This is a genomic window from Acinetobacter sp. ANC_7635 (assembly GCF_056779945.1).
Map to the genome: position 1 here is coordinate 1 of NZ_JBWYIS010000057.1, position 238 is coordinate 238.

Here is a 238-nt window from a genome sequence, read left to right on the forward strand (position 1 = left end):
ACGAGTTGTAAAGCTTCATTAATTTCTTGTTGAAGTGCATCACGTGTTTCATCAGTATATCTTGCTGACTCTTCTAACTCTGCATTGTCATTAAGTTTAGTCTGAAGGTCTTTCGCCTTCGTTTCAAGCGCGACTAAATCCGCTTCAGTTGCTAATGAATCTTCAAACTCTTGTTGTGCATTGGTTTTTAATGCAGCATCTGCAGCGTCTAATTCATCAGTCGCTTTGATCACATCAC

1 protein-coding gene is annotated in these 238 nt (G+C 39.5%); it reads right to left on the reverse strand.

What is annotated here, in order from left to right; translation table 11 throughout:
- On the reverse strand, positions 1-238 hold a 238-nt coding region (locus AC1M89_RS14870), incomplete at both ends, for a hypothetical protein (RefSeq protein ID WP_481614412.1).